The sequence below is a fragment of the Actinocrinis sp. genome (assembly GCF_035653575.1).
GTDB lineage: Bacteria > Actinomycetota > Actinomycetes > Streptomycetales > Catenulisporaceae > Actinocrinis.
The window spans coordinates 1-19,982 of sequence record NZ_DASRBQ010000064.1 but is presented as its reverse complement, the minus strand read 5'-3'; the positions used below and the strand labels follow the sequence as shown (position 1 = coordinate 19,982).

Genomic DNA, 19,982 nt, shown 5'->3' with positions numbered 1-19,982 from the left:
ATGAACGCGCGGGTTGACCAACCGTCAGCCAGAGGGCGTCCCGTTCTCCGCGGGCTTCGTGTCGGTTGTCGCCCTTGCAGAAGCCGGAACGCCCTTGGTGGGCTGCCGGTCCCGCGGCGTGCGGACCCTGAGCACCTGACCCGGCGTGCGACGCGGACCAGACCACGGCGCGGGCACGGCGTCAATGCGGTAGGCGAGGGCGTAGGCGATCGACTCGTAGTTGACCCGCCAGCCGCGGAAGTGCGGCCACGCCTCCTCCGGAGTGCGCTCCATCGGATAGGCGCCGTACCGCAGCATGTCGATGCCCTGAGAGAACTCCGCGAAGGTCAGCTCGATGTCGCTGTCGGGATCCGGGTCCGGGTCGTACGGTATGCGTTCCATATGAGCGATGTCCCGTAGGCAGTTGAACCCGCCGCGCAGCCCGATGCGCATCGCGCCGCTGTTCTGGTTCCGAGGGTTGAGCGCGAGTTCGAGCGCCGCCGCGTCCATCACGGCGAGCAGCGCGATCAGCCAGTTGCGGTTCGGCTGCGGGGAGCGGAAATGGATCAGCACCGGATAGTTGGTGTGGCTCTCCGAGATCTCCGCGGCCCAGCGCTCCCAGCCGCGGTAGAGGTCGGGCAGGTTCTCCAGCAGCCCGGTGACCTGCACGTGCCGGTAGAGGATCTCCGGGCCCCAGGCGGGCACGCCGGCGCGCGACTGCAGCAGCGTGACCTCGGCCTCGCGGCGCGAGTAGGCCGTGTACAGCGCCGGCAGGTATCCGACCTGCAGGCCGATCGCCACCGGGCCCGACGCGGAGGCGCAGAAGTCCAGGAACGTGAGCCGGTCGCGGGCGCTGGAGGCGAACCCGAGGGTGAACAGCGAGGAGCCGGCCTCCCGGAACGCGGCGTTGAAGCCGAGCCCGCTGGCCCCGGCCAGCAGCAGCCCGAAGCCGACCAGGAACAGCCCGAGCCAGCTGATCAGGGTGACCAGGATGGCCAGCGGCGCGGCCCAAGCCAGTACCCGGTCCTTGGCGTCGTAGGTGCCGAGCCGGTCGGCCAGGAACTGGAACGGCCAGCGCACCACGCCGTGTACCAGCCGGGTGTAGCTCGACCGCAGCCCGCGCGGCATCACCAGGCTGGCCACGACCGAAAGCCAGGCCGCGGCCACCACGGCGGCGCCCACTGCCAGCTCGAAGATCCTCATGTCTTACATTCTGTCGGTAGGAGCGCCTTGTCGGCGCGTGCAATGCTCCTGCGCATGACCCAAGCTCCTGCTGATCTTGTGCTGCTCGGCGGCCCGTGCTTCACCGCAGACGCCGCTCGCTCGTGGACGTCAGGGGTTGCGGTGCGCCAGGGCATCATCGTGGCGCTCGGGGAGCAGGATGCGCGCGCGATGATCGGCCCGCGCACACGCGTGGTAGAGCTGAGTGGGCGGCTCGTGCTTCCCGGCTTCATCGACGCGCACGTACATCCGGTCTTCGGCGGCGCGGAACGACTGCGCTGCGATCTGACCGGGACGCGCGACGCGGGCGAGGCGGTCGCGCGGGTGGCCGCGTATGCCGAAGCCCACCCGGACCTGCCGTGGATCGTCGGCGGCGGCTGGTCGATGGACCAATTCCCCGGCGGCGCGCCGAGCCGCGCGCTGCTCGACAAGGTGGTTCCCGATCGTCCGGTCTTCCTGCTGAACCGAGATCACCACGACGCCTGGGCCAATTCCGCCGCGCTGCGCACTGCTGGAGTGGACCGCGACACCCCGGACCCGACCGGTGGCCGCATCGCGCGAGAGCCCGACGGTTCACCGGCCGGCGCCCTTCATGAGGATGCCGCGAACCTCGTCGGTCGGCACGCGCCACGGCTGACCGAAGACGATTATCTGCATGCCTTGCTTGAAGGGCAGCGATACCTGCACTCCTTCGGCATCACCGGCTGGCAGGACGCGATCGTCGGCGGATATCTGGGCTATGACGACATCCTGCCTGCCTATCTGCGTGCGGCCCGAGAAGGACGGCTGACCGCACACGTGACCGGTGCGCTGTGGTGGGACCGCAACCGCGGCCTGGAGCAGATCGCCGATCTGGTCGAGCGCCGGGCCGCGGCTGCGAACCTCGACGTGGCAGTGAGCCGGGGAAGCGGCGGGTTCACGGCGGGGACCGTCAAGATCATGCAGGACGGCATCTGCGAGAACCTGACCGCCGCGATGCTCGGCCCTTACTACGACGGCACGGGCCACACCACCGGCAACACCGGGCACAGCTATCTCGATGCGGCGTTGCTGGCCGAGGCGGTCACGCGGCTCGACGCGCTCGGATTCCAGGTCCACGTGCATGCGATCGGCGACCGCGGCGTGCGCGAGGCTCTTGACGCCTTCGAGGCGGCGCGTGCCAGCAGTGGAGCCACCGACAACCGGCATCACATCGCGCACGTCCAGGTCATTCATCCGCGAGACATTCCGCGCTTCCGTCAGCTCGGTGTCACGGCGAACATCCAGGCGCTGTGGGCGGCCGAGGACGCGCAGATGCGTGCGCTGAACGAGCCCGTGCTCGGGCCGGAACGTTACGCGCAGCAGTATCCATTCGGCGCGCTGCTGCGGGACGGCGCGACGCTCGCCGCGGGAAGCGACTGGCCGGTTTCGACCCCTGATCCGCTCCAGGCCGTGCACGTCGCCGTCAACCGGACCGCTCCGGACGCGCCACCCGGCACCCCGGCCTTCCTGCCTGATCAGGCGCTCACGCTTGGCGACGCCCTGGCCGCGTACACCGCGGGATCGGCGCACATCTGCCACGCGGAGTCCTATGCGGGCTCGCTGGAGGTCGGCAAGCGCGCCGACTTGGCGGTGCTGGATCGTGACGTGTTCGCCGCGCCGCGGACATGGATCGGCGCGGCGCGGGCGGTACTGACTTTGGCGGGCGGCGAGATCGTCTACGAGGGCTGAGCAGAGAATATGAACCCTGATTCACATTTCGATCATTAATATTCGGTTTACCTGCATAAACGTCGAATGTGCCGAACAGCAAAATCTTCGCATAGGACGTATTCGGCCTTTCCGGGGCGCCGTTACGGAGTTACAGATGTGTTAGCTGCACCACACTCCACTCCACATCCCGGAGGGAACCTTGCGTCCGCGTCATACCCTTGTCGCGCTCACCGCCACGGCCGCCACAGCGGCCGCAGTCCTGCTCACGGCCCTACCCGCGAACGCGTCGTCGGCCAACTACGTCGCGCTCGGCGACTCCTACTCCTCCGGCCTCGGCGCCGGTAACTATGGAAACAGCGGGTCCTGCGACCGCAGCTCGGGTGCCTACCCGCAGCTGTGGGCGAACAACAACAGTCCCTCCTCCTTCACCTTCGCCGCCTGCTCCGGGGCGACCACGAGCGACCTGCTGAGCAGCCAGCTGTCCGCGGTCAACAGCGGCACCACGCTGGTCTCGTTCACCATCGGCGGCAACGACGTCGGCTTCAGCAGCGTCATGGAGACCTGCGTCATCTGGGGCACCAGCTCCTGCGTCAGCGCGGTCAACAGCGCGGAGAGCCAGGCCCAGTCCACGCTGCCCGCCGCCTATGACAACGTGCTGAACTCGATCAAGGCGAAGGCGCCGAACGCCACGATCGTCTTCCTCGACTATCCCGACTTCTACGACCTCAACGCCTCCTCCGGCTGCATAGGGCTCAGCGGCACGAGCCGGGCCAAGATCGACGAGGGCATCAACCTGCTCGACTCGCTCATCCAGCAGGCAGCGGCCCGGCACGGAGCGATCTTCGGCGACGTGCGCGGTTCCTTCTCCGGGCACGAGATCTGCGACAGCAACAGCTGGCTGAACTCGGTGGACTGGACGAACTTCGGCGACTCCTACCACCCGACCGCGGCTGGCCAAGCGAACGGCTACTACCCGGTGTTCGCCGCCAAGGCCTAAGGCCCCCCATGGCCGCCTCGACCCACCGGGGCGGCCGGCTCCACCCACAACGCGCTGGGGCCTTCCTCCACCTCAGAGGTGGAGGAAGGCCCCAGCGCCGCGTTTGCGGTTCGGTTACCTCGTAAGGCTCGTCGCCGCGTCAGCCGACGTGCACGACCGCGGCCGGCGCCTCGGCGCCCGCGCCCTCGCCGCCCACGGTCTGCGCCGGGTCGTTGCGGATCAACAGGAAGGTGACCAGCGTGGACAGGCCGAGCAGGATCGCGCTGATGGTGAAGGCCACGTTGTAGCCGTGCACCTGGGCCAGCGGCGAGGCCGGCGAGGTGTGGTGGTTGGTGCCGTACGACAGGATCGTCGTCGTGAACACCGTGTTCAGCAGGGCCACGCCGAGGGAGCCGCCGACCTGCTGGGTGGTGTTGACCATCGCGCTGGCGACGCCGGCGTCGTGGTTGGCCACACCGGTCAGCGAGGTGTTGCCCAGCGGCACGAACACGCAGCCCATGCCGACCGCCAGCATGATGAACGCCGGCAGGATCATCCCGACGTAGGACGAGTCCGCCCGCAGCTGGGTCAGCCAGACCATGCCGCCGGTGGCCAGTGCGCCGCCGAAGGTCATGATCGCCCGCGGGCCGATCCGCGGCAGCAGACCGCTCGCCACGCCGGCGGTGACGATCAGCGCTCCGGAGAACGGCAGGTAGGACACGCCGCTCTTGAGCGGGGAGTAGTGCTGGATCTGCTGGAAGTAGTAGGTCATGAACAGGAACATGCCCATCATGCCCGCGCCCAGGATGATCGAGGTCAGGAACGACCCGCCCCGGTTGCGGTGCCAGACCACCCGCAGCGGCAGCAGCGGGTTGGCGATGCGCCCCTCCAGGATCACGAAGCCGACCAGCAGCACCGCGGCGATGGAGAAGGAGACCAGCACGGAGGTCGAGGTCCAGCTGTTCTGCTTGGCGGCCTCGGTGAACCCGTAGACCAGCGCGCCGATGCCGACGCTGGACATCAGCGTGCCCGGGATGTCGTAGCGGGTGTTGCCCTCGGCCTTGCTCTCCTTGACGATCGGCACGGCCAGCGCGATCGCGATCACGGCGATGAAGATGTTGACGAACAGGCACCAGCGCCAGCTGGTGTACTGGGTCAGCACGCCGCCGAGCAGCAGGCCGATGGCCGCGCCGACGCCGGAGATGGCGCCGAACACGCCGAACGCCTTGGCCCGGTCCTTCACGTCGGTGAAGGTGACGGTGATCAGCGAAAGCGCCGCCGGGGCCAGGATCGCGCCGAACGCGCCCTGCAGCGCGCGGGCCGCGAACAGCATCCCCTCGTTCTGCGCCGCGCCGCCGAGGGCCGAGGCGCCGGCGAAGCCGACCAGGCCGATCAGGAAGACCCGCTTGCGCCCGACGTAGTCGGCGATCCGGCCGCCGAGCAGCAGCAGGCCGCCGAAGGCCAGCGTGTAGGCGGTCAGGATCCACTGGCGGTTGGCGTCGTCGATGTGCAGCTGGCGCTGCGCGGACGGCATCGCGATGTTCACGATCGTCGCGTCGAGCACCACCATGAGCTGAGCGATCGCGATGACGACCAGCGCGAGCCAGCGCTTGGGGTCGTGCTCCACCTGGTCCGGTGGATGCGAGCCGTTTGTCGCGGCGCGTGAGACGGCGGTGTTTTCGGACATGGATTTCCCCTCCAAGGGACTTGCAAGCGCACCCCGTGAGCGCGCGGGTTAGTACTCCGCGTCGTCTGAATGAATCTACGACCCGGCACCGACAGAACCGGGCGAGCCGTTACCCGCGGCGGTTGCCACCAGCCGCCGCGCCCTCGTCACGGCAGCGTGACCGAAGCAGCGGGATCACGACGTCGTCCACTACGTGCTTGCTGTATTCCTCGTCGAACGGCTCGTCCGAAGTCAGCTTGCGGGTGAGGATCAGCGCGTACATGACTTCGTGCAGCAGTTCTGGGTCGGCGTCGGGTGAGATCTCGCCCCGAGCGGCGGCGTTGCGGATGATGGTCTCGTTGATGCAGTGCTTGGACTCATAGGTGCACTCGTGCACCGTGCGCCCGAGCGCCGGGTTGCGGGCGGCCGCGGTCAGCACGCCTGTGATGACCTCGCCGTCCGGGCTGTTGATGAACTCGCACGCACGGGACATCAAGGCCATGAGGTCGCCGCGCAGGGAGCCGGTGTCCGGGGCATCGGGGGTGGGCCCGAACCGGGAGACCAGGGCCTCCGCCACCAGGCCCGGCTTGTCCGGCCAGGTCCGGTAGATGGTCGCCTTGCTGGCGCGGGCGCGCGTGGCGACCGCGTCCATGGTCATCCGGTCGTAACCGACCTCGCCGAGCAGTTCGAACACCGCGTCGCAGATCGCCTCGCGCCGCTCGGGACCGCGCCGGGAGCCACGAGGCTCCGGCAGGTCCAGCCCGCGCAGATCGATCTCGGTGTCGACCACGATGCCCTTCCTTCCCGGCGGTTCACCGGTGTACGGAACCGTTTCGTATCGGAACTCTATCCCGAACCGCCTGCTGTACGAAACCGTTTCGTTCAGTAATTAATGTGATCCATGTCACAGCGGTCGCCCGCCGTCGCGTCCATGCTTGCCGGTTTGCCCGGGTCGACACAAGAAGCGGCGGTCGAGGCCCGGCAGTGGCGCAGGACAGGGCGGCCCGGTCCGGCGTAGAATCTGCCAACGCTAGTTGGCCAACGCTTGTTGACTTTCCGGCTGGGGCGGACCTACGCTGAAGACGAAACGGGAGCGAATCAGAAGGCGGTGACGCGCGATGACGCAGTCGAACCACTCGGATCGAGAGAGCATTTACGCCGGTCAGGCCGCTGAGCAGGGCCAGGACGTGGTGATCGTCGGAGCGGGGCCGACCGGGCTGCTGCTCGCCGGAGACCTCGCGCAGCGCGGCGTCGCGTGCACGGTGCTCGAACGCCGCGTCGGCCCGCCCGACACGACCACCACCCGCGCGTTCGCGGTCCACGCCCGCACCCTGGAGCAGCTCGACGCGCGCGGCCTGGCCGATCGGCTGATCGAGACCGGCACCACGGTGGACGGGCTGCGGCTGTACGGGAAGGTGTCCATCTCCTTCGCGCAGCTGCCAAGCCGCTTTCCGTACCTGCTGGTCACGCCGCAGTTCAACGTGGAGCGGCTGCTGGAGGAGCGGGCGGTCGCGGCCGGCGCGCGAGTGCTGCGCGGAGTCAGCGTGGTCGGGCTGAGCCAGGACGCTGAGGGCGTCTCGGTGCGGGTCAGGCCGGTAGCGGTGTCAGGCGAGGCTGCGGGGAACGGCACCGCAGCGGGGAACGGCGACGCGGCGGCCGACGACGAAGCCGAATCGGTCTACCGCGCGAAGTACGTGGTCGGCACGGACGGCGTGCACAGCACGGTGCGTGACGCGCTCGGGCTGCCTTACCCCGGCCAGCCAGTCGTCCGATCCCTGATGCTCGCGGACGTACGGTTCGCCGAACCGCCGACGGATGTGCTGACGGTTGCCGCGGTAGGCGACGTCTTCGCCTTCGTCGCGCCGTTCGGTGATGGCTGGTACCGCACCTTCTGCTGGAACCGGGACCACCAAGTACCGCCGAGCGCTCCGCTTGAGCTGTCCGAGATCCGCGAAGTCCTCGAGCGCGCGTTCGGTACCGACTTCGGCCTGGCCGAGGCGCGCTGGATGTCCCGCTTCCAAAGCGACGAGCGCCAGGTGCCCGAGTACCGCGTAGGGCGCGTGTTTCTGGCCGGAGACGCCGCACACTGCCACTCGCCGGCCGGCGGCCAGGGCATGAACACCGGCATCCAGGACGCGGCGAACCTCGGCTGGAAGCTGGCGGCCGTGCTCAACGGCCAGACCTCCGATCCCGAGCGGCTGCTGAACAGCTACCACGCCGAACGGCACCCGGTCGGCCGCCAGGTCCTTCGCAGCAGCGGCGCTCTCGTGCGGCTCGCGCTGATCAAGTCGCTGGCCGCGCGTACCGCGCGTGACGTGCTGAGCAGCGCCGCGGTGCGAGTCCCGGTCATCGCTCACCGCGCGACGGACACGGTCAGCGGCATCGGCATCGACTACGCGAAGACGCCCGTCTTTACCGACGCATCCGGCGGGCACGCTGAAGTCGGCAAGCGCATCGGCGACCTCAGCCTCAGCGACGGACGGCTGTACGAGCGGCTTCGCGACCGCCGGTTCGTGCTTATCGGCCAATCCGCCGAGGACGCACAGCTCGCCGAGGACTGGAAGGCCGACGTTGGTTACGCCGTGAGCGCCGAGGTGAAGCACCCGATGCTGCTAGTGCGGCCGGATGGATACGTGGCGTGGGCGAGCGATGAAAAGGACCCGACGGCCCGTGCGTCCGCGGTGCGTAAGGCGTTGACTGAGTGGTGTGGCGAGCCTCGGTAACCCGAGAGCAAGATGCGTTACATAGCAGGAGCGGAGGTGGTGGAGATGGACATGCAGCAGGAGCTGGAAGCGCGATTCGCGGATCGAGCCGCTGCGGGCCGCCGCCTGGCCGCTCGCCTGGAGTACCTACGTGACCAGCGGCCGGTGATCCTCGGGCTGCCGCGCGGCGGTGTGCCCATCGCGTACGAAGTCGCGCGCGCCCTGCATGCGCCGCTGGACGTGATCGTCGTACGCAAGCTCGGCGTGCCCTGGCTGCCTGAGCTGGCCATGGGCGCGATCGGCGAGGGCGGAAGCCGCGTCGTGGACCGAGGATTGCTGCGGCACGAGCGGATCACCGAGGAGCTGCTCGCTGAGGTCGAGCAGCGCGAGTCGGCGGAACTGCTGCGGCGCGCGCAGACGTACCGGGCCGGCCGCGATCCCGTCCCGATCGAGGGCCGGACGGTCGTCGTGATCGATGACGGGATCGCCACGGGCGCCACCGCGCGGGCCGCCTGCCTGGTCGTCAAGCAGCGCGGCGCGGCGCGGGTGGTGCTGGCCACGCCCGTGCTGCCGCCGGAGCTGATCGGCGCGCTCGGCCGCGTCGCCGACGAGCTGGTCTGGCTGTGCGCCCCGGAACCGATGGTCGCGGTCGGCAACTGGTACGAGGACTTCGAGCAGCTCACCGACGCCGAGGTGGTCGATCTGCTCGCCCGCGCCGACGCAGCACCGTGAGACTGAAGAGAGCGATAGGAGAGCGCTGATTTCGTGGCGGTCGACGAAATCAGGAAGCGGAGATGCCGACCGCGGTGACTCCGGCCAAGGTGCCGACATAGGCGCGGTCCTGGCCGAGCGTCGGCGACGCGAAGTGCGGGCCCTTGCCGACCTGCACCTGTGCGATCTGTTTGCCGGTGCGCTGATCGAGCGCGTACAGGATCCCGGCGCCGTCGTCGATGGACCACACCGCGCCGCCGCCCACCGCGGGCGGGTCGGCTGCCGACTGCGGATCCGCTTGCCAGAGCACGGACACGCCCTTGGCGTCCACGGTCACGGCCCTGATGCCGCCGCGGCACGGCAGGTACGCCGTCGATCCGTCCACTGCCGCGGCGCCATAGGCCGCGCACAGCGGCATCTGCGCGATCTGACCGCCGATCCCACCGAGATGATCAGGGTTCAGCACATAGGCGGTGCCGCGTTTTCCGGCGATCAGCACGTAGCCGTTGACCGCCGTCGGCGACATGGAACCGAGGTCGAGGTCTGCGGCGTTGTCGGCGGACCACTCGGTGGGCGCGAAGAAATCGGCCCGCTTCAGATCCGGGGTGAGTTCGAGTACGGAGTCGCTGCCGTCGTAGTTGCCGGTCTCCGCGCCGTTGCCCACCGCGGCCAGCAGGGTCTGGCCGTGCACGACGACGCCGCCGGGCGTCCAGATCCCTCCGTTGCGGGGCGTCGGCACCCCATACGAGAGCTGATTGCCGCTGCCGCTGGTCGGGATCGCGACGACCGCCCCGACGTAGTTGCCGCAGTCTCCCGCCAAGCCGCCATACGGGATGTAGACCCGGCCGAACGCGACGGTCAGGGCTCCGCGCTCCTGCGCGTCGGCGGAATCGCCCGCGGCCGGCTCGGCGGTCCGGGTCCACCGAACGCCGCCGGTCGTCGGGTCGAGCGCGGCGAGAATGTGATGCCTGCCCTCGGTTTCGGCGAGCACGAACAACGAACCGGTGACCGGGTCGTACGCGGGTGTCGCGGTGATGCCGAGCGGGTCGATGTTGCCGCAGGGCAGCTGGGACAGCGGCTCGGGACGGCCTACGGTCGTGTGCCACAGCACGTGCCCGTCGGCGGAGGAGAGGCCGTAGACCGAGTCGTTTTCCGTCGCCGCGATGACCATCCCGCCGAGCAGCAACGGTTGCCCGTACACCGCGCTGTCGAGGTGTGCACGCCATGCGACGGTCAGTTTGCCGGGATGTGTGACGCCGGCCGCGGTGCCGTTGCGCGCGTTGTCGCGATGGAATGTGACCCAGTCGGACGCGCCGACAGCGACCGGCGTCCCGGTCGCGGTTGCCTGCGGCATCGGTTTCGACGGATTCGTGGACGCCGCAGATGGAGACGTTCCACCGCCTGACGAACACGCCGACGCCAGCGCGGCGAACGCCCCTAGGGCAGCCGTGATCACGAGTCTGCGACTACGCATCGCCCCAGTGTCGCAGCGGCCGTGCTTTAGCGCATGATCGGATATCACTCCGTAAGAACCGCTGAAACATCCGCGATCTTGTAAGGTCACGAACCCGGATCACGAACTCACGTCACGAGCCCGGATCAGGACCCCATTGGCAGCAGCAGGATCGGCGCGGTGGTCGGTTGCGCCGAGCCGTGGGCGGGCTCGACGGTCAGTCCGATGGTCTGTGCATCACCGAGGTTGTGCGCTACAACCGGGCTCGGATTCCCCGTGGCGGGGATCGCCAGCAGGCCGCCGGAGCGCGCGCCGGTCGGGCCGATCATCCAGAGCTGATACGTCTTGCCCGCAGGGGGAGCCGACAGTCCGGTGAACGAGATCACCGCCTCGTCGCGGCTGCGCGAGTCCAGCACCATCGCCGTGCCACCGGTGCGCACCGCGGCCCGGCCGCTGCGGGCGTCAGGTGCGGAAAGCAGTTGCTGCACGACGCCGGCCTGCTGAGACAGCGCGTTGAGCTGGCGCTGCTGGTTCGCGGAGTGCACGCCGAGGCCGATCGCCACTGCGGCGAGCGCGGCCGCCGCGGCCCAGCCGCTCCAGGCGAGCCCGCGCCGACGCTGCCGGCTCGGTGCGTCCCCGATCGGCGTTACCTGTGCACCGGACCGCTCCGCGTCGGACCGTTCTGCATCGGACCGTTCCGCACCGGACCGCTCAGCTTCGGGTGAAGGCCCGCCGCTGGCGCCGCTCTCGCTTGTGCTGCCGCTGCCAAGGTCGTTGAACTCGCCGCTGACCTCGGGCGGGAGCTGCCGGGTAACGGCGACACGCGCATCGACGGCTGACTTGAGCCGAGCCGGCGGTTCCAGCGCTACGGCCTTGCCCAGCACCGCAGTGACCTCACGCAGTTCCGCGACCTCCTGGCTGCACGCCGAGCACTGTGCCAGGTGCTCCTCGAACGCCTCACGCTCAGCGGGGGCGAGCGCATCGCACACGTACGCACCGGTCAGCGTGTGCACATCCGGCATCGCGTTCATAGTCATCGCCCCACTCCCAGGCAGTCGCGCAGCCTGGCCAATCCGTCGCGCATCCGCGTCTTGACGGTGCCCAATGGCACCGAGAGCAGCTGCGCAACCTGCGGATACGTGTACCCGCTGTAATACGCGAGAGTGACCGACTCGCGTTGCAACTCCGTCAGCCCGCCGAGGCAGTTGCGCACGCGCTGCTGGTCCAGGCGGTTTTCCACCGTCTCGACCACGTCGTCGTAGTCGACCACCGCCGACGAACGCGCCAATCTCGCCTCACGATCCTCGGCCGCCTGTTCGGAACGCACCCGGTCCACCGCGCGGCGATGCGCCATGGTCATCACCCAGGCCTGCGCGGAGCCGAGCTCCGGGTTGAACCGGCTGGCCGTGCGCCACACCTCGACCAGAACCTCCTGGGCCACCTCCTCGGCCTGCGCTGGATCCCGCAGCACCCGCCTGGCCAGCCCGAAGACCGGACCGGCGAAGACCGCGTAAACGTGATCGAAGGCGTCGCGATCCCCGAGCGCGACCTTGCGCAGACACTCCTCAGTCGTCGGCCGGTCCGCGCCGGACCCGCCGGTCTCGGGATCGCGCACGCCGCGCAACCCGGCGGGCCGGTCCGCACCCGCCCGCGAAGAAGCTCGATCCGTCACGGTTCTCCCACCAACTGCGCGCCTCGGCCGCGTTCCGGCACAGTGATCCTCTCAAGTTTGCTTCGGAGCCGTCGGCCCCGCGGATTGCCGCGCTACGCGTGTCGGCGATCGCGGTCCCGAACCATCCGGCGACGGTGATTCGGGGACCGGCCAAACAACTACGGCAGTTGCAGTGGGTCGCTTCGGGCGGCGTTGATCCGCGACCGGCTTTCCACCGTGTGTACAACCCGACGCCGCATCTCGAACGCTATGACCCGGAGGGTGAGTACGTGCACGAATACGCTCCCGAGCTCAGGTGGGTGCCGCGCGGCCACCTCGCCGAACCGTGGACCATGCCGATGCAGGCAGAGGTCTGATGCGAGGAGCGTCACCGCCGGCGGCTGACGTGCCGGCGACCGTTCGCGACGCGCGCACCCAGATCGAGCGCCCCGGCGTCCAGCGCGTCCGCGAGGTCCTGAGTCATTGGCCTGATACCGAGCACGCCGAGGGCGAAGTCGCGCACCAGGCCGTGCCAATACCCGGGCCGCTCCAGCATGGCATGCCGGGCGCCGCGGACCTGCCAGAAGCAGATCCGGTCCGCCACGTTTGCCGCCCGCCGCACGTACGCGAGCGAGTCGGCCGGGCTGGTCATCGCATCGCGGTCGCCGTGCGCGACCAGTACGGTGCGCCCGGCGAGCTGCGCCACCGGCTCCCGATCAGGCACCCACGGCGCGAGCGCGGCCACACCCCGCACCGCCGGATGGCCCGCCACCCGCAGCGCGGCCCGTCCGCCCATCGAATGGCCGACAAGTACCACCGGGACCGCGCCGAACCGCCGCTCGATCTCCTCGAGCGCCCAGCCCGCGTCCTCGACCGGGTCGGCGTGCGGCTCGTTCCAGCCTCGATAGCGGTCACGCAGCAGCGCCACGGACGTGCCCTGGCCGCGCGCCGCGCCGAGAATCGCCGGGGCGAACATCCGCATCCGCGCCAGCGGCAGGCTGCCGCGCGCCACCGGCTCCCGGCTCCTCGCCCGGCCGCCGTGGATGAGCAGGACGACGCTCGTCGTCCGCGCGCCGGGCGCCATGATCCGCAGTCCTGGCCGCAGTTCAGCCGCGTCGTACCGCAGAGCCTTCTCCTCTTCTTCCACATCTGCCGCGCTATGCCACTCGCGAGTCTGCTTCGCCACATAACCCGGTTCGGAGCCGGAAGCGGGCCGGTTTGGTTCCGGACCAGTCCGCCGCGACACACCAATCCGGCCCGACCCACGCGCCGAACCAGTACCGAAGCTGCTACCCGAAAGGGGCGTGATCGATGACTCCGCCGACGGCGGATCGGGCCGGGGACGCCGGCGGGAGCGCGTCCAGCCGTGGCAGGGTGGCGGTCATCGGGTCCGGGGTTTCCGGCCTGACCGCCGCCTACCTGCTGCAACGACGCTACGACGTGGCCTTGTTCGAGGCGGACCCGCGACTCGGCGGCCACGCGCACACCCACGAACTCGCCGGGCACGGCGGCCGCTCGATCGCGGTGGACAGCGGGTTCATCGTGCACAACGGGCGCACCTACCCGCTGCTCACCAGGCTCTTCGGCGAGCTGGGCGTCACGACCCAGGACACCGACATGTCGATGAGCGTGCGCTGTGAAGGCTGCGGCCTCGAATATGCCGGGGCGCGCGGCCTGCTCGGCCTGTTCGCCCGGCCGGACACCGCGCTGCGGCCCGATTACCTGCGCATGCTCGGCGAGATCAAGCGATTCCACCGGCAGGCGCGCCGCCTGTTGCGGGAGCCGCCGGAGCGCGACGATCCGGACCTGACGCTCGGCGATTTCCTGCGTGGCGGCGGATATTCGCGGTTCTTCGCCGACCACTTCATGGTGCCGCTGGTCTCCGCGGTCTGGTCGACCGGATCAATCCTCGTAGAGCGGTATCCCGCGCGGTATCTGTTCCGCTTCCTGGACCATCACGGCATGCTCGCGGTGACCGGATCGCCGCGCTGGCGCACGGTGGTCGGCGGATCGCGCACCTACGTCGAGCGGGCTGTCAAAGGCCTGACGGCAGTGCACGTGTCCACTCCGGTACGCGCGATCAGCCGCGGCGCGGAGGGCGTGCGCATAGTCGACGACGCCGGAGAAGAGCACACGGCCGACCGCGTCGTCATCGCCACGCACGCCGACCAGGCGCTACGGCTGCTGGCCGACCCGACCGAAACCGAGCGGGCGGTGCTCGGCGCGATTCCGTACTCGTGCAACGAGACGCTGCTGCACACCGATGCCGCGCTGCTGCCTCGGGCCCGGGCCGCGCGCGGCTCGTGGAACTACCTGCTCGCGGGATGCGCGAAACGCCCGAACTACGGCCACGGCACCGGCCAGGCCGCAGTCGTCAGCTACCACATGAACCGGCTGCACCGGTTGGAAGAGCCGACGAACTACCTGGTCACGATGAACGCGACGGAGCGCATCCGGCCCGAGCGAGTGCTGGCGCGGATGATGTATGAGCATCCTGTCTACACACCGGAGTCCGTTGCCGCTCAGGCACGGCTCCCACTGCTCAACACCGCGAGGACGGCTTTCGCAGGGGCTTACCACGGCTGGGGATTCCACGAGGACGGCTGCGCTTCCGGCGTCGCGGCGGCAGAGGCATTCGGGGTGACGTGGTGAGTGCGCCCGAGGCTTCATCTAGCGACAGACCCCTGGTTAAAGCTGGAAGGGGCGACGCTGCGCTGTACGTGTGTCAGTTGCGGCACGTGCGCACGGAACCGATCCGCAACGATTTCACGTACCGCACGTACCTGTGGCTGATCGACCTCGACCGGCCGCCGCGACTACCCGGCCCACTGCGCTACCTCGCCGGTTTCCACGCCTCGGACCACCTCGGCGACCCGGCACATCCGCTCCGCGAGAACGTGGACCGTTATCTGGCCGAACGCAGGATCGACCTTCACGGCGGCACAGTCCTGATGCTCGCGGGAGCGCGAGTCTTCGGCTACGTGTTCAACCCGCTGACCGTCTACTGGTGCCACGATCGCGACGGCGAACTGCGCTGCGTCATCGCCGAGGTTCACAACACCTACGGCGGCCTGCACTGCTACCTGCTTTCCCCCGACGAACTCGGCCGAGCCAGCGCTGACAAGGAGTTCTACGTCTCGCCGTTCATCCCGATCGAGGGAACCTACCAGATGCTGCTGCCCGAGCCGGACGATCGGCTCGCGCTCTCCATCCGCCTCGACCTGCCGGGGCGTGCGCCGTTCGTCGCCAGCCTGCGCGGCGTCCGACGACCCGCGACGCCCTGGAACGTGCTGCGCACCGCCCTGCGGCTACCGCTGGCTCCGCAGATCGTCAGTGTCCGGATCCGCGTGCAGGGCATCAAGCTCTATTTGCGCGGCCTGAAAGTCATTCCCCGCCCGACCGAGTCGCGTCCGGAGAGGCTTGTCCGATGAGCAACACAGCCCACGAACTCGCCGAGCTGTACACCTCCCTCACCGGCACCTCGCTGCCGATCCGGCTGCGAGCCTGGGACGGCAGCGAGACCGGCGGCCCTTCCGGCTCGCAATGCCCTAACGCATCCGAACCGACCGTCACCCTGCGCTGCCCGACCGCGTTGCGCCGCCTCGCCTGGCACCCGAACGAGTTGGGTCTCGCCCAGGCGTACGTCACCGGCGACCTGGATCTGGACGGCGATCTGGGCGAGGCGCTGCGCCGATTCCGGCCCGAGATCGCCACCCCGGCCGGCGCACCGGCACGCAACGCGGCGACTCCCCGCCCCAGGCCGAGCGTGGCCGCGCTGATCAAGGCTCTGCCTACCGCGGCGCGGTTGGGCGCGCTCGGCCCCCGCCCCGCGGCGCCCGCGACGCAGGCCAAGCTGCGCGGTCCGCGGCACACGCGATCGCGCGACCGCGCCGCCATCGCGCACCACTACGACCTGTCCAACGACTTCTACGGGCTCATCCTCGACGAATCGATGGCCTACTCCTGCGCCTACTGGACTTCGAGCGACCCCGAATACACCCTGGAGGACGCGCAACGCGACAAGCTCGACCTGATCTGCCACAAGCTGGAACTGAGCCGCGGCAAGCGGATGCTGGACATCGGCTGCGGCTGGGGCGCGCTGCTGCTGCACGCCGCCGAGCACTACGGCGTCCGCGTCCTCGGCGTCACGCTCTCCGCCGAGCAGGCCAGGTTCGTGAGCGCCCGCATCGAGAAGGCCGGTCTCGGCGACCGGGCCGAGGTCAAGCTCACGCATTACCGCGACGTGACCTCGCCGACCGGATTCGACGCGGTGTCCACGATCGAGATGGGCGAGCACGTCGGCGATCGCGAGTATCCGGCCTTCGCGAAGCGGCTGCACGACCTGCTGGTGCCCGGCGGCCGGCTGCTCGTGCAGCAGATGTCGCGCGGCTCGGTCGCGCCCGGCGGCGGCGCCTTCATCGAGCGCTTCATCGCCCCGGACATGCACATGCGGCCGCTCGGTGAGACGGTGGCGCTGCTGGAGCGCGGCGGCGTCGAGGTCATCGGCGTGCAGGGCATGCGCGAGCACTATGTGCGCACGATTCGTGCCTGGACCGAGAAGTTCGAGGCGCGGTGGGAGGAGGTCGTAGACATGGTCGGCCTGGAGACCGCGCGCGTGTGGCGGCTGTACCTCGTCGGCGGCGCGCTGGCCTTCGAGCAGGGCCGCATGGGAGTCGACCAGATCCTCGCGGTCAGGCCGGGCGCGACCCTGCCGTCGGGAGCCTGATCCGCCATGTCGGGCACAGCGCTCTCCGCCTGGGGCTGGAACCTGCTGATTACCGCCGGATGCGCGCTCGCGTTCATGACCGCCGTCTTCGGCGTCGGCCTCGCCCTAGGCAAGCATCGCGTGGTGGACGTCGCCTGGGGACTGGCGTTCACGATCGTCGCCGTGGTCTCGTGCGCGCTCTCGGCCGGACACGGCGATCTCGGCCGCCGCGTCCTGGCTACCGCGCTGACCGCGGTCTGGGGGCTGCGCCTGGCCGGGCACATCGCGCGGCGAGGGCGCGGCGCACCGGAGGATCCGCGCTACGAGAAACTGCTGTCCAAGGCGCGCGGGAGCCGCACCTGGTACGCGTACACGCGGGTCTACCTCGGTCAGGCGGCGCTGGTCTGGTTCATCTCGATGCCGGTCCAGGCGGTCGAGTTCGGCGAACGCCCACTCGGCGCCGCGGCGATCGCGGGCGCGATCCTGTGGGCGATCGGCCTCTTCTTCGAGGCAGTCGGCGACTGGCAGTTGGAGCGCTTCAAAGCGGACCCGGCTAACCGCGGCAAGTTGATGCGCACCGGGCTGTGGCGCTACACCAGGCATCCGAACTACTTCGGCGACGCGTGCGTGTGGTGGGGCCTGTTCATCCTCGGCGTGGATCAGTGGGCCGTCCTGTGCACGATCCTGTCTCCAGCCCTCATGACCTGGTTGCTCACTAAGGGCAGCGGTAAGCCGCTCACCGAACAGCACATGATCGCGACCCGGCCCGACTACGCCGAGTACGCCACTCAGACGAGCGGTTTCATCCCTCTTCCGCCGCGCCGTCCGATCGCGCGTACCGCAGAGCGTTCGTGACTTAGCCCGGCAAGGTCTCCCGCGGCTAACGCGCCAACATCGCTTGCGCGGCACGGCCACGGGCGCCGCCATGAGCGCCGGCCCCGGCCATCGCGAGTGCCTCCCGGCCGAGCTCGTGAGCCGACTGGACCAGCAGCTGCCGCGCCTCGTGATCGCCCAGTTCGGGGTACTCGTCGTACCACTCGTGCACCGGCCGCGGCCACGGCATCTCGCGCACGCACAGCAGTGCGTCGACTTGGCCGCCGAGCTGCCGTAGCGCGCTGCGAGCGCCAACCGGCACCGCGAGCATTAACCTTTCGGCACCACGATGCCTCAGGATGGTCGCCGCGACGGACGCACCCGCTCCGGTCGCGACACCGGCGTCCACGAGCACAGCTGTGTGCCCCTCAAGCGGTTGCTGCGGTAGCTGTTCACGCAGCGCACGACGCAAATCCTCGGTGCGGGCGCTCGCATACTGCGCGGTCTTGTCCAGCAACTCCGCATCGACCTCGAGCCGCGCTGCCAGCGGGCGATTCAAAACCGACACGCCGTCCTCGCCCACGGCGCCGAGCACACCGGGCGGACAGCCCGGTACCGCCAGCTCGTGCACCAGCACGGCGTCCAGCGGAGCTCGGAGGACTGCGGCGAGGTTGACGGCCAGCGGCACCCCCCGCGGCGCGAGGGCGATCACGACCGGCCGCTCCGGTCGGAGTCTTCGGACCTGCTCGGCCAATCGGCGAGCCGCTTCCGCGGGGTTGTGGAAGGTCATTAGTCAGCCCACCGCCTTCCCGGTCGCACTCCCGGATGCTTTATCCTCGCAGCCGTCTCCGATTCTAGGAAGAGCCTGGCGATCTAACGTCAGGTAGCACTCTCGTTCGATCTCCGTTAACGACCGGCAGTACCCGACCTCTGTGCCGATTTCGGCGAGTTTGACCGCAGGCTGACGGGTACCCGGCGCCGCATGACATCGCTAACCAGCCACCCCCGCAGCAAGGCGCTGCTGGTCATGGGTGCCGTCGGAGCGGGCGCCGCGTACGCGCGCAAGCGGGGCGAACGCCTGGTCGGCCTGCCGCAAGGGCGGCATGCTCTCGGTGGACGGCGTCCTCGGCGGAGTCGTCGACAAGTTCCCGATGGGCGCCGGCGGCGATTCAGATGCAGGCCGAGACGAGCGACCCAAGCCAACCGAGCAACCTGAGCAACCCGAACGACGCGGCCGAGGAGAACGGCTGATGACGACGACCACTGACACCGCGGCCATGGACGCCGCGACCCGGCCGCTCGCGGTGGTGACCGGCGCGTCGAGCGGCATCGGCCGCGCGCTGGCCCGCGAGTTCGCCGACCACGGATTCGACCTGGTGATCGCGGCCGAGGACGACGAACTGCGCGAGGCCACCACCGAACTGACCGCGCACGGAGCGCATGTCAAGGCGGTGCAGGCCGACCTGGCCACCTTCGACGGCGTGGAACAGCTCGTCGCGGCGGCGCAGTCCGACGGCCGTGCGGTCGATGCCCTTGCGGCGACCGCTCCCGGTCCCTACCACTCGGTCTACGCGGCCTCGAAGGCGTTCCTGTCCTCGCTCGGGCAGTCGCTGCGCCAGGAGCTGAAGGACAGCGGCGTCACCGTCACCGTGCTGATGCCCGGTCCGACGGACACGGAGTTCTTCGAACGCGCCGGGATGGTGGACACCAAGATCGGCCAGGGGCCGAAGGACGACCCGGCGGAGGTCGCCCGCGACGGCTACGAGGCGATGATGGCCGGCAAGGACCACGTCGTCGCCGGCTCGTTCAAGAACAAGGTCCAGGCCGCGGCCGGGCGGGTGATGTCCGATCCGGCGAAGGGGAAGATGCAGGGTGGCATGACCAAGCCGGGCAGTGGTGATGAGGAACAAAGATCCTGACCGCCACGACCGGTATTCCGCTCGTAGAGACTGAGGACGGAGACGACGACGGGGCGTGCGACGGATCCGAACGGCATGGGACGAGTTCTGGGACCGCTTCAGCGCGTCCGATCCCGGCCTGCTGCGGCTCTCCAACGCGTGCACCGTCGTCGCCGCGATCCTGCTGACCCTTCTCGCCCTCAGCCTGCTGGGGATGCCGGTCACGCTCCTGGTCGCCGGGGCGCTGGCCGCGATGGTCGCCTCCTTCGCGATCAGCGACCCGCGTCCCCGCGACCAGGCCGTCACCCTGGCCCTGGGGTTCTGCGTGGCCGCCGCGGTGATGGCCGTGGGCGCCGAGTTGTTCCACCACCGCGGCGCGTCCGACGTCCTGTTCGTCGCGCTGATCTTCACCGCCGTCTACATCCGCGGATTCGGCCCGCGCGGCACCGGCCTCGGCCTGATCAGCTTTCAGCTGTACTTCGTCTCCCAGTTCACCCGCGCGGATCCGGCGACGC

General features: G+C 69.5%; 18 protein-coding genes and 1 pseudogene. 11 read left to right on the top strand and 8 right to left on the bottom strand.

Features of this window, described 5'->3' with window-relative positions:
- Positions 1–24 precede the first annotated feature (24 nt).
- Positions 25–1,182 (bottom strand): hypothetical protein, encoded by a 1,158-nt coding sequence (locus VFA06_RS09250; RefSeq protein ID WP_324840034.1) that lies wholly within the window; start codon positions 1,180–1,182, stop codon positions 25–27.
- Between the two features lie 54 nt (positions 1,183–1,236).
- Between VFA06_RS09250 and VFA06_RS09245 the strand changes: the two genes are divergently transcribed.
- Together VFA06_RS09245 and VFA06_RS09240 are read left to right on the top strand one after the other, a co-directional pair.
- On the top strand, positions 1,237–2,910 hold the full coding sequence (locus VFA06_RS09245; RefSeq protein ID WP_324840033.1) for an amidohydrolase: 1,674 nt from the start codon (positions 1,237–1,239) through the stop codon (positions 2,908–2,910).
- A 181-nt stretch (positions 2,911–3,091) separates the two neighbouring features.
- Complete coding sequence (locus VFA06_RS09240) at positions 3,092–3,889, top strand: SGNH/GDSL hydrolase family protein (RefSeq protein WP_324840032.1); 798 nt, start codon at positions 3,092–3,094, stop codon at positions 3,887–3,889.
- 139 nt (positions 3,890–4,028) lie between these two features.
- Here the strand turns inward: VFA06_RS09240 and VFA06_RS09235 are convergent, their stop codons facing one another.
- Together VFA06_RS09235 and VFA06_RS09230 are read right to left on the bottom strand one after the other, a co-directional pair.
- Entirely contained in the window at positions 4,029–5,555 is a 1,527-nt protein-coding gene (locus VFA06_RS09235) for an MFS transporter (RefSeq protein WP_324840031.1), read from the bottom strand.
- A 109-nt stretch (positions 5,556–5,664) separates the two neighbouring features.
- Positions 5,665–6,324, bottom strand: coding sequence for a TetR/AcrR family transcriptional regulator (locus VFA06_RS09230; protein ID WP_324840030.1), 660 nt, complete (start codon positions 6,322–6,324; stop codon positions 5,665–5,667).
- 328 nt (positions 6,325–6,652) lie between these two features.
- Here VFA06_RS09230 and VFA06_RS09225 point away from each other — a divergent pair, with 328 nt between their 5' ends.
- Both VFA06_RS09225 and VFA06_RS09220 read left to right on the top strand, forming a co-directional pair.
- Positions 6,653–8,257, top strand: a complete 1,605-nt coding sequence (locus VFA06_RS09225; protein WP_324840029.1) for an FAD-dependent oxidoreductase — start codon at positions 6,653–6,655, stop codon at positions 8,255–8,257.
- Positions 8,258–8,302: 45 nt separating this feature from the next.
- Entirely contained in the window at positions 8,303–8,968 is a 666-nt protein-coding gene (locus VFA06_RS09220) for a phosphoribosyltransferase (protein ID WP_324840028.1), read from the top strand.
- A gap of 49 nt (positions 8,969–9,017) precedes the next feature.
- Here VFA06_RS09220 and VFA06_RS09215 read toward each other — a convergent pair whose 3' ends face one another.
- From VFA06_RS09215 to sigK, 3 genes are all read right to left on the bottom strand, one after another.
- A complete protein-coding gene (locus tag VFA06_RS09215) occupies positions 9,018–10,301 on the bottom strand; it encodes a PQQ-binding-like beta-propeller repeat protein (protein WP_324840027.1) in 1,284 nt (427 codons plus the stop codon).
- A gap of 245 nt (positions 10,302–10,546) precedes the next feature.
- A complete protein-coding gene (locus VFA06_RS09210; protein ID WP_324840026.1) occupies positions 10,547–11,437 on the bottom strand; it encodes an anti-sigma factor in 891 nt (296 codons plus the stop codon).
- Positions 11,434–12,015 carry an ECF RNA polymerase sigma factor SigK gene (sigK, locus tag VFA06_RS09205; protein WP_324840025.1) on the bottom strand — a complete coding sequence of 194 codons (582 nt, stop codon included), beginning with the start codon at positions 12,013–12,015 and terminating at the stop codon, positions 11,434–11,436. Before sigK ends, VFA06_RS09210 begins: the two co-directional genes overlap by 4 nt.
- Before the next feature lie 155 nt (positions 12,016–12,170).
- On the opposite strand from sigK, the gene VFA06_RS09200 reads away from it, so the two are divergent.
- Positions 12,171–12,428: an FAD-binding domain-containing protein gene (locus tag VFA06_RS09200; protein WP_324840024.1), complete on the top strand. Its 258-nt coding sequence runs from the start codon at positions 12,171–12,173 to the stop codon at positions 12,426–12,428.
- Positions 12,429–12,439: 11 nt separating this feature from the next.
- Here VFA06_RS09200 and VFA06_RS09195 read toward each other — a convergent pair whose 3' ends face one another.
- A complete protein-coding gene (locus tag VFA06_RS09195) occupies positions 12,440–13,198 on the bottom strand; it encodes an alpha/beta hydrolase (protein ID WP_324840023.1) in 759 nt (252 codons plus the stop codon).
- A gap of 164 nt (positions 13,199–13,362) precedes the next feature.
- On the opposite strand from VFA06_RS09195, the gene VFA06_RS09190 reads away from it, so the two are divergent.
- The 4 genes from VFA06_RS09190 (at position 13,363) to VFA06_RS09175 (ending at position 17,611) form a co-directional block, all read left to right on the top strand.
- Positions 13,363–14,703 carry an NAD(P)/FAD-dependent oxidoreductase gene (locus tag VFA06_RS09190; protein WP_324840022.1) on the top strand — a complete coding sequence of 447 codons (1,341 nt, stop codon included), beginning with the start codon at positions 13,363–13,365 and terminating at the stop codon, positions 14,701–14,703.
- Positions 14,704–14,789: 86 nt separating this feature from the next.
- Positions 14,790–15,482: a DUF1365 domain-containing protein gene (locus VFA06_RS09185; RefSeq protein ID WP_414639859.1), complete on the top strand. Its 693-nt coding sequence runs from the start codon at positions 14,790–14,792 to the stop codon at positions 15,480–15,482.
- Complete coding sequence (locus tag VFA06_RS09180; RefSeq protein ID WP_324840020.1) at positions 15,479–16,777, top strand: cyclopropane-fatty-acyl-phospholipid synthase family protein; 1,299 nt, start codon at positions 15,479–15,481, stop codon at positions 16,775–16,777. The genes VFA06_RS09185 and VFA06_RS09180 overlap by 4 nt, the downstream gene beginning before the upstream one ends.
- A gap of 6 nt (positions 16,778–16,783) precedes the next feature.
- Positions 16,784–17,611: a DUF1295 domain-containing protein gene (locus VFA06_RS09175; protein WP_324840019.1), complete on the top strand. Its 828-nt coding sequence runs from the start codon at positions 16,784–16,786 to the stop codon at positions 17,609–17,611.
- Between the two features lie 25 nt (positions 17,612–17,636).
- On the opposite strand, the gene VFA06_RS09170 is transcribed toward VFA06_RS09175, so the two are convergent.
- Positions 17,637–18,281 carry a hypothetical protein gene (locus VFA06_RS09170; RefSeq protein ID WP_324840018.1) on the bottom strand — a complete coding sequence of 215 codons (645 nt, stop codon included), beginning with the start codon at positions 18,279–18,281 and terminating at the stop codon, positions 17,637–17,639.
- Positions 18,282–18,819: 538 nt separating this feature from the next.
- Between VFA06_RS09170 and VFA06_RS09165 the strand changes: the two genes are divergently transcribed.
- Complete coding sequence (locus tag VFA06_RS09165; RefSeq protein ID WP_324840017.1) at positions 18,820–19,488, top strand: SDR family NAD(P)-dependent oxidoreductase; 669 nt, start codon at positions 18,820–18,822, stop codon at positions 19,486–19,488.
- Positions 19,489–19,543: 55 nt separating this feature from the next.
- A pseudogene (locus tag VFA06_RS09160) lies at positions 19,544–19,982 on the top strand (FUSC family protein); the annotation flags it as partial.